Source organism: Pseudanabaena biceps PCC 7429 (assembly GCF_000332215.1).
Classification (GTDB): domain Bacteria; phylum Cyanobacteriota; class Cyanobacteriia; order Pseudanabaenales; family Pseudanabaenaceae; genus Pseudanabaena; species Pseudanabaena biceps.
This window is the reverse complement of sequence record NZ_ALWB01000045.1, coordinates 18,857-28,237: the sequence shown is the minus strand read 5'-3', so window position 1 is coordinate 28,237 and position 9,381 is coordinate 18,857. Positions and strand designations below refer to the sequence as shown.

Here is a 9,381-nt window from a genome sequence, read left to right as displayed (position 1 = left end):
AGAATTTGCCAGCTTAACCCGAACTGACGTTAACTAATGATTTACTTATTAAGTTGCTGAGGAACAGTCTGCATCAATCCAATCCACAACAATTATTTAAGTAGCTAGGCATAAGTAAACTTAAAACCTAGAAGAGCATACCGCCTGCGCAGCGGGCGGCATGCTCTCTGGTTTGGTTTTTTAATTATGCCGAACTACTTGCCGAACTACTTAGTAACTATTAGCAACTGTTCCTTGATAACTTTCTTGATAACTTTTCCTTGGCAACTTTAATTTAGAAATTTAGACAATTATGCATATTGACTCCACACCCTATCCATATCCATACAATGGGGATCTAAGACCAGACAATACTGCTCTGATTATCATCGATATGCAGACTGACTTTTGCGGGGTTGGCGGTTATGTGGACAAGATGGGCTATGACCTCAGTCTTACCCGTGCCCCCATTGAGCCGATCAAAAAAGTTTTAACCCTTTTTCGTGAAAAAGGCTTTTTGATAATTCACACCCGCGAAGGTCATCGCCCCGATCTATCGGATCTGCCTGAAAACAAACGCTGGCGATCGCAAAGAATTGGTGCTGGCATTGGTGATGATGGTCCCTGTGGCAAAATTTTAGTGCGGGGGGAAAAGGGTTGGGACATTATTCCTGAGCTTTACCCCTTGGCTGGTGAACCCATTATTGACAAGCCTGGGAAAGGCTCTTTTTATGCTACCGATCTCGACCTAATTTTAAAGCGTAAGGGTATTCAAAATATTATTCTCTCAGGCATTACCACCGATGTTTGCGTCCATACAACCATGCGCGATGCCAACGATCGCGGGTATGAATGCTTAATGTTGTCGGACTGTACTGGGGCAACTGACTACGGCAATCATCTTGCCGCGCTCAAAATGATTGAAATGCAAGGTGGTGTATTTGGAGCCGTCAGCGATTCTGAAGCATTGACTACAGCTATTAAGAAAAATTTCTAGTTGAATTGTAATAATACGCTCACTATACGTTGCTATGGAAAAACCGATGCCTGACGATCTTGGAAGCGATCTAGCTGATAATCTGGTTGAAGAAGAATTTATGAAAGAGTCGATACCACCCTTGACTATTCCATCTAGTGTTTCCGCTGATACCCTGCGATCGCATCTGCCTCCAGAATTAGAATTAGTGAATATCTCCAAGAGATTCGGCTCTTTTGTTGCGGTCGATAACGTCTCGCTTAAACTTGCACCAGGAACTTTTCATGCCCTCCTTGGCGAAAATGGTGCGGGTAAAAGTACCTTGGTGAAGTGCATCATGGGTTTTCATGCGGCGAGTCACGGCGATATCTTAATTAACAAACAATCCCGCGATATCAATAGCCCTCGCGATGCCTATCTCTATGGTATTGGGATGGTTTATCAACATTTCACCGTGGTTCCCGCCATGACTGTCGCGGAAAACCTCCTGCTGGTGCGTCCTGACAGCCCTACCATCATTAATTGGAAAGATGAGTTAGAAAAGCTCGATGCATTTATGGCTTCGGCTCCGTTTAAAATCGATCTCCATGCACCGATCTCTCAACTAGCGGCAGGACAAAAACAGAAGCTAGAAATCCTGAAACAGCTTTATCTCAAAAGCCGAATTCTCATCCTTGACGAGCCCACATCGGTTTTAACTCCACAGGAAGCTGATGAAGTATTAGGGCTTTTGCGACAGGAAGTGACCGCAGGCAGGCTGAGCGTATTGATGATCAGCCATAAATTTCGCGAGATTACGGCCTTTGCCGATGATGTTACGGTATTGCGTAAAGGGAAGTTTGCTGGCAATGGCTCCACTAAGGATCTATCGGTCTCTGATATGGCGGCGATGATGCTCGGCGAGGCGAAAGAAGCGCGTCAAGTTGTTAAAACAGAAATCGAAGCCAGTAGTTTAGTGCTGGAAGTCCGCAATCTTCATGCGGATCGTGATAATGGTTTAGAGGCAGTTGCAGGGCTTGATTTACAGATTCAAAGCGGCGAGATCGTGGGCATTGCTGGTGTATCTGGAAATGGGCAAAGAGAATTGGTGGAGGTTCTCTCAGGGCAACGCATTGCTACATCTGGCGAGATTTTTGTAAATGGCGATCGCTATACGGCTACGCGGAAGGAAATGTATCGCCATCAGGTTTTTTCGTTGCCAGAGGAACCACTGCGCAATGCCTGCGTGCCCCATATGAGTGTTGCTGAAAATCTGGCTCTCCGCACTTTTGATCGCCAACCCCAATCGAAAGGCGGAGTTCTGCTTCTTTTTAAAGCAATTCGCGAAACTGCGAAGAATTTAATCAAGGTCTTTTCGATCAAAACGCCATCCCCAGATACCCCCGTTGGTAATCTCTCAGGTGGAAATGTCCAACGCACCGTGCTCGCTAGGGAGCTATCTGCTACGCAAATTAAATTATTGATCGTAGCTAATCCTGTCTTTGGACTGGACTTTGCCGCCGTTGAGTATATTCATAATCAAATTGTTGAAGCGCGTAATCGCGGCGTAGCCGTGCTCTTGGTCAGTGAGGATCTCGATGAGATTTTGACCTTAAGCGATCGCATTTTGGTGATGAGCGATGGTAAATTCGCTTACGAAAGCAATAGCGCTAATGTCGATTTAGCGGAGATTGGACAGAAAATGGCGGGACATTAACTAATGATTATCAACCAACAGGTTAGAGTCTTTCCTGAGTTGCTCACGCGGTCTAGTTATGACGATCTATCGTGGGAACCATTTCGGCAAGGAGTGGAAATATATCATTTGTATAAAAATGATATGGGTGCAAGTGCTGCACTTCTGCGCTATGAGGCTGGAGCGCAGGTTCCCCATCATTCCCATTCGGGTTACGAGCATATATTTGTCTTGTCTGGTTCGCAAACCGATGCCGATGGCAAATATACCAAAGGTGCGGTAATCATCAATCCCCCTGATACCAGCCATCAAGTCTTTAGTGAAGAAGGCTGTGTCGTTCTCATTGTGTGGGAAAGACCTGTAATTCTTGATGAATAGGTAATGACCTGTAATCAATTGTCTATCGTCGCTCTGCAAATTTTTACGAGGAACATCTTATGTCTACGATCGCCGCAAATCCCTACGAGTATGAATTACCGTCCGAGGGAAAAATTGCTCTGGTTATTATCGATATGCAACGTGATTTCTTGGAGCATGGCGGTTTTGGTGATGCCCTTGGCAATGATGTGATGCAGCTACAAAGCATCGTCCCCACTGTTAAGAAACTATTGGAAACATTCCGATCGCTAAATTTCCCAGTCATCCACACCATCGAAGCTCATGCTCCCGATCTTTCTGACTGTCCACCTTCTAAGCTCAATCGTGGGCGAGGAAATCTCAAAATTGGCGACCAAGGTTCCATGGGTAGGATCCTAATTGTGGGAGAAGATGGCAATAATATTATTCCCGAACTGACTCCACTAGCGAATGAAATTGTAATTGTGAAGCCTGGTAAGGGTGCTTTTTGTCGAACAAATTTGGAAGAGATTTTGCAAAAAGAAAATATTACGCACTTATTGTTTACAGGGGTAACTACTGAAGTTTGCGTGCAGACAACCATGCGCGAAGCCAATGATCGCGGTTATGAATGCCTATTAATTGAGGATGGAACTGCCAGCTATTTCCCAGAATTTAAAACCTCAACGATTGAAATGCTCCGTGCGCAAGGGGGCATCATTGGTTGGACGGCAAACTCCGAGGCCGTAATTGCTGCGCTTTTGCCTCAGGCAATGGCGATCGCCTAAGTAAAACTTGCATTGTTATGTTTTACAGCGCTTTGCGCTAAAATCCGAACCAAGAAATTTTTTTCAAGGTTTGCTTTGCAAACCTTGAAAAAAATTTCTTGTGGTTCGTTTGAGAGGAAATAGCTATAAATGGGAAGTTACATCGGGAATGAAGTTCTGTAAATAGAGGGGAGGACGCACATAGGTCATCTTATTCTGCAAAGGTGGGAGATCGAAAGGCTTGGGCAAAACATCCTCGTAAGGAATTTTCGCCAATAGATGATTGATACAGTTGAGTCTTGCCCGTCGCTTGTCATCGCCATCGATTACATACCAAGGCGATAGCTGAGTGTCTGTAGCATTAAACATATCATCCTTGGCTTTAGAATATTCTACCCAACGCGATCGCGCCTCTAAATCCATTGGGCTGAACTTCCATCGCTTGCGAGGATCCTTAATCCGATCTTGAAATCGAGCTTCCTGTTCGGTATCGTTCACCGAAAACCAATATTTAATTAAAATAATGCCAGATCGCTGAATCATGTTTTCAAACTCAGGACAGGAACGCAAAAATTCCACATATTCTTCGTGGGTACAATATCCCATGACATGCTCGACCCCTGCACGGTTATACCAACTGCGATCGAACAGCACCATTTCACCCGCCGCAGGTAATTCCGCCGTATAACGCTGGAAATACCATTGCGTACGTTCTTGATCGGAAGGTTTACCCAGAGCCACAATTCGGCAGATCCGTGGATTGAGAGATTGGGTAATGCTTTTAATCGCGCCACCCTTGCCAGCCGCATCTCTTCCCTCAAAGAGCACAACTACCTTCAATCCCTCATGTTTCACCCATTCCTGTAGCTTGACGAGTTCTATCTGTAAGTGTTTTAGTTCCTTTTCGTAAATCTTTTTGGACAGCTTGGGTAACTCTGATAATTTAGACGGGTTCGGATTATGTGCTGGCAACTCCGAATTGCCTAAATCTAATAAACTCTCTTCTCGCCTTGGCTCAGATTTCGCAGACTTGTCGCCATGATGCTTCTTAGATTTCGACATATGCTTATGCTCCTTGTTATACCAATTTACGAAAGTGTAATCACACTTTTGCGAATTAAAAACTAAACCTAGTAAGGGTTTTCAAGTTAAGAAATGGCTGGGATTTAGCTACTCATGTAACTGTCGCCTGTACTGAGACATAAATCTCAAGAATTGATTGGCGGCGCGGTGCGCCATCAATCAATTCTTGGGGTTTGATTTTTTCTAAGTCAAGTGACTGTATCTATTAGAAATAAGTAAATGGGTGCAATTAAATATAAAACCCTTAAACCTGTAGCGCACGCGCAGCGTGCGCTACAGGTTTAAGGTTTGGTTTTTAATTAAGCCCAGCTACTTAGCTATTTCTAATCGCTATTAGAAATAGCGATTAGAAAAAATTTAACGCCCAATACCAATATACTGATATCCCAAGGCTTTGAGAGCCTTGCCATCAAGGAAATTGCGGGCATCGATAATAACAGGATGATGCATGAGTCTTAGCATCTTGGCATAATCGATCGCTAAAAACTCCTGCCAATCCGTTACTAGGACTACCGCATCACAGCCATCAGCCAAACGCTCTAAATCGGTTTCCACAATGACATTGGAAAAACCTTGTCGCAATCCTGATTGTGAAACGAGGGGATCGTAAGCTTTTACTCTTGCGCCTAAACGACTGAGTTGATCGATTAAGGTCAGGGCAGGAGCATCGCGCATATCGTCCGTATCGGGTTTAAAGGTCATTCCCAATAGACCAATGGTTTTGCCCTTTAATATCTTCAGCGCTTGCTGTAATTTCTCAACTACCAGAATGCGCTGTAACTCATTCACACGCACACAAGCCTTGAGGATTTCCGTAGAATACCCATAGTCTGCCGCCGTATATATCAGTGCCGATACATCTTTACCAAAGCAAGAGCCTCCCCAGCCGATCCCAGCTTGTAAGAACTTCGAGCCAATCCGCGAGTCCAACCCGATACCGCGAGCCACTTCTTTGACATCTGCGCCGACGCGATCGCAAATATTGGCGATCTCATTGACAAAGCTGATCTTGGTCGCCAAAAAGGCGTTTGCGGCATACTTGATCATTTCGGCGGAGTTCAAGTCGGTAACGACTACAGGCACTGGCGCAAGGGTTTTGTTTTCCGCAAAAGAGCGATCGATAATTGGTGTGTAGAGTTCTTGCATGAGCTGGAGAGCGCGATCGCTATCACTACCAACCACAATGCGATCGGGATTAAACGTATCATAAACCGCAACACCTTCACGGAGAAATTCGGGATTGCTGACCACATCAAATTCAATTTGATCGTTACTTTGACCAGCCATGCCATCAAGAACGATCATCCTCACCCAATCCCCAGAACCAATGGGAACGGTGGATTTATTGACAATTACACGATATCCATCCGTCAGACTTTCGCCGATACTCCTAGCTACGGCTTCTACATAGCGCATATCACTGCGCCCATCGGCAAGTGAAGGTGTGCCCACGGCAATGAATAGAACTTCTCCATGCTTTACACCTGTGGCGATATCCGTTGTAAATTCAATCTTGCCTTGACGTATTGACTCGGTGAGGATTTCTGGTAGCCCTGGTTCATGAATCGGCGACTGTCCCGATTTCATCAGCTTAACCTTCTCTTCGTTATTATCAACACAGATCACATCATGTCCGATGTAGGCAAGACAAGCACCTGTGACTAAGCCGACATAACCCGTTCCAATTACACAAACACGCATACTTTTTTATCCATTTAAATATATCTTAATCCAGCAATTGGAGCTTGAGGAGAAATTCTGGCTCGCTCAATTTGCTAGGCGATCGCGAAAATAGGCGATCGTTTTTGACAGCCCTTCTTCCAAGGGGACAGTTGGCTCCCAGCCTAAGTGGAACTTGGCCCGTGAAATATCGGGTTGACGACGTTGAGGATCGTCTTGGGGTAAAGGTTTAAACACTAATGCCGCCGTCGGATCGATCATCCGTTGAATTGTCTGCGCTAGTTGTAGAATCGTATATTCACCAGGATTACCCAAATTCACGGGACCAATGTATTTGCCATTCATCAAGCGCATCAATCCTTCGACGAGATCAGATACGTAGCAGAAACTGCGAGTTTGGGAACCATCTCCATAAATAGTGAGCGGGATTCCCTTAAGGGCTTGAACGATGAAATTACTAACGACACGCCCATCATTTTCGAGCATTCTCGCGCCATGGGTGTTAAAAATCCTCGCTACCCGAATTTCTACCCCAAATTGTCGATGGTAATCAAATGCTAATGTCTCGGAAATCCGTTTGCCTTCGTCATAGCAGCTACGAATCCCCGTACAGTTGACATTGCCCCAATAGTCTTCAGTCTGAGGATGGATGAGCGGATCGCCGTAAACCTCAGAAGTTGAAGCGAGCAAAAGTCTGGCTCTACATTGTTTGGCTAATTCCAACATATGGAGAGTTCCTAAGAAGTTGGTTTTAGCAGTTTGAATCGGATCGGATTGATAATGAACGGGTGAGGCTGGGCAAGCTAGATGATAGATCTGATCGATATTTTCGATCGCAATAGAATTGATAATGTCATGTTCGATAAACTGGAAGTTGGGATGATCGAGCCACTGTGCATTATTGGATTTTCTGCCTGTGTAGAGGTTATCTATACATATAACTGCATGACCAGAGGTCATTAAGCGATCGACTAGGTGTGATCCAATGAAGCCTGCACCGCCTGTAACGAGGATTTTCATGAATTTCTTTTTGCAAAAATGATTGACAACAAAAATGATTGATAACTTGTATAAAACCCTAAAATCTGTGGCGCACGCGCAGCGTGCGCCGCAGGTTTTAAATTTGGATTTTAATTATGCTGAGATACTTAACAATATTTCGCCAGATATTATTTCGCCAGATATTAAAAAACGTAGCGCACGCGTAGCGTGCGCTACGTTTTTTGAGGTTTTATCTTTAATTGCGCCTACATAACTTATTTCCTAAGCTATTTCCTAAACTATTTCCTAAGCTATTTCCTAAACTATTTCCTAAACACATTATTGATGAGAGAGTAGGGATTGATGATATTGCCCAAAAATCTAGTGGTTGAGTTCAGTAAGCTAGAGCCAAAGGATGGACGCACGACGATGACATCGCGATCGCGCAATCCAGGATTAGATTCTTCACTCATCGGTAAATTGAGATCGGCAACCAGATCCCGACGCATAATCGTGCCATCGGGATTGACGCGATAAAGCTCGACCGCCCGCCAGTCTGCGTCATTGGTGAGTCCGCCTGCATAGGAGATCGCTTCCGTAAACGAACTGTTGGGTCTGAGTTGCAAAGCTCCAGGACGCACGGCTTCCCCTACGACCTGTACGGTAATAGTTGTCGGAGAAAATGTTGCCTTAGCAACCTGTAGATATTCAGAGGGGTTCGTTTTCGCTAACCGTGGAACGGTGATCAGATCGCCATCGGTGAGGGTAATATCCTGACTGAGATCTGCTTTCGTAATTAGATCTAGCAAGTTTGCTTTAACAATGGTGCGCTGTCCCTTATCATTCAGTCTTGAAATTTGGACGTTGCGAATATCCGCAATTTCCGTTACGCCATTGGCGGCTTGTAACGCGCGACTGAGGGTAACTGGTCCACCACCTGAGGCAGTTCCCGCCGAGGTCGATGCCCCCGTAAGCCCTGTGGAAAGCACCCCATTCCTTGAGTAGACTAAGGTTTGCGGACCGACTCGATTCACCTCACCCACGATCGCCACTTGAATGGTGAAGGTGTCAGGAGAAAAGGTGGAATTGCCAACCAGTCGGGTCTGCGATGCACTTGCCTCAGCTAGAGGTGGCACGAGGATCGAATCACCATCAAGAATGCGAACATCTTGGCTAATATCTCCCTTTTCCAATAAATCTTGGAGGTTGATCTTGATAATGCGCCGACCTGCAATGCCATCACGACGAGAAATTTGAATATTGCTAATATCGGCTCTTGAGGTGATTCCTGAGGCGGATTCGAGCGCTCTAGTTAAAGTTGCCGCACTAGCTCCCGTGGATGCGGTGCCAGCATAATTCAAAAATCTTGGTCCCGGGCGATTTACCTCTCCTACGACGGCAATATTGAGGGGGCGAGGCGTGAGCAAGGATATATTAACGATATTGCGAACGAGGAAGGGGTCGAGCTTTGCGCGGAGTAACGTAGTGGCTTCATCGAGTCCCAATCCCTCTAATTTAATGGCTCCAATTAAAGAAATATTAATAGTTCCATCGGGAGCGATCGTTTGGGTTCCCGATAGTTCGGGGACATTAAAAACATCGATCTTAATGGTATCTCCAGCACCTAGGGTGTAGCGAAAGGAATCCTGAGATTCGCCCACGTTTAATTTGGGGGTAGCCAGATTAAACTGAGCCGATGGCTTGAGATTAGAAGTAGGAGGCTGGGGTGATGTTGATGGAGTTTGGTTTGTGTTTGTTTGCGCCCAAATCGGTAAAGGAGTACAAGCTATGACTGTAAATAGAATTAATTTGCCAAATTGAGATATATGCATAAAAGTACTCCTTAATCCAACCATCTCATCCTTAGAAAATGAACATCTGCCATAATAGGCTGACCCTTGTAC

At 45.1% G+C, this 9,381-nt stretch carries 8 protein-coding genes; 4 read left to right on the top strand and 4 right to left on the bottom strand.

Annotated features, from left to right (window positions below; translation table 11 throughout):
• Positions 1 to 292: 292 nt before the first annotated feature.
• Genes biuH through PSE7429_RS07375 form a run of 4 tightly spaced genes read left to right on the top strand, consistent with a single transcriptional unit; the run spans position 293 to position 3,754 of the window.
• Positions 293 to 976: a biuret amidohydrolase gene (gene biuH, locus PSE7429_RS07390; protein ID WP_009626492.1), complete on the top strand. Its 684-nt coding sequence runs from the start codon at positions 293 to 295 to the stop codon at positions 974 to 976.
• Between the two features lie 46 nt (positions 977 to 1,022).
• The gene (locus tag PSE7429_RS07385) at positions 1,023 to 2,651 is read left to right on the top strand and encodes an ABC transporter ATP-binding protein (protein ID WP_009626491.1); all 1,629 of its coding nucleotides are present in this window, start codon (positions 1,023 to 1,025) and stop codon (positions 2,649 to 2,651) included.
• 3 nt (positions 2,652 to 2,654) lie between these two features.
• On the top strand, positions 2,655 to 3,008 hold the full coding sequence (locus PSE7429_RS07380) for a cupin domain-containing protein (RefSeq protein WP_009626490.1): 354 nt from the start codon (positions 2,655 to 2,657) through the stop codon (positions 3,006 to 3,008).
• A 59-nt stretch (positions 3,009 to 3,067) separates the two neighbouring features.
• On the top strand, positions 3,068 to 3,754 hold the full coding sequence (locus PSE7429_RS07375; RefSeq protein WP_009626489.1) for a cysteine hydrolase family protein: 687 nt from the start codon (positions 3,068 to 3,070) through the stop codon (positions 3,752 to 3,754).
• Between the two features lie 123 nt (positions 3,755 to 3,877).
• On the opposite strand, the gene ppk2 is transcribed toward PSE7429_RS07375, so the two are convergent.
• The 4 genes from ppk2 to PSE7429_RS07350 form a co-directional block, all read right to left on the bottom strand.
• Complete coding sequence (ppk2, locus tag PSE7429_RS07370) at positions 3,878 to 4,795, bottom strand: polyphosphate kinase 2 (RefSeq protein ID WP_009626488.1); 918 nt, start codon at positions 4,793 to 4,795, stop codon at positions 3,878 to 3,880.
• A gap of 378 nt (positions 4,796 to 5,173) precedes the next feature.
• On the bottom strand, positions 5,174 to 6,517 hold the full coding sequence (locus tag PSE7429_RS07365) for a UDP-glucose dehydrogenase family protein (RefSeq protein WP_009626487.1): 1,344 nt from the start codon (positions 6,515 to 6,517) through the stop codon (positions 5,174 to 5,176).
• Positions 6,518 to 6,583: 66 nt separating this feature from the next.
• A complete protein-coding gene (locus tag PSE7429_RS07360) occupies positions 6,584 to 7,516 on the bottom strand; it encodes a UDP-glucuronic acid decarboxylase family protein (RefSeq protein ID WP_009626486.1) in 933 nt (310 codons plus the stop codon).
• A 284-nt stretch (positions 7,517 to 7,800) separates the two neighbouring features.
• Positions 7,801 to 9,309, bottom strand: a complete 1,509-nt coding sequence (locus PSE7429_RS07350) for an SLBB domain-containing protein (RefSeq protein ID WP_009626484.1) — start codon at positions 9,307 to 9,309, stop codon at positions 7,801 to 7,803.
• Positions 9,310 to 9,381: the final 72 nt, after the last annotated feature.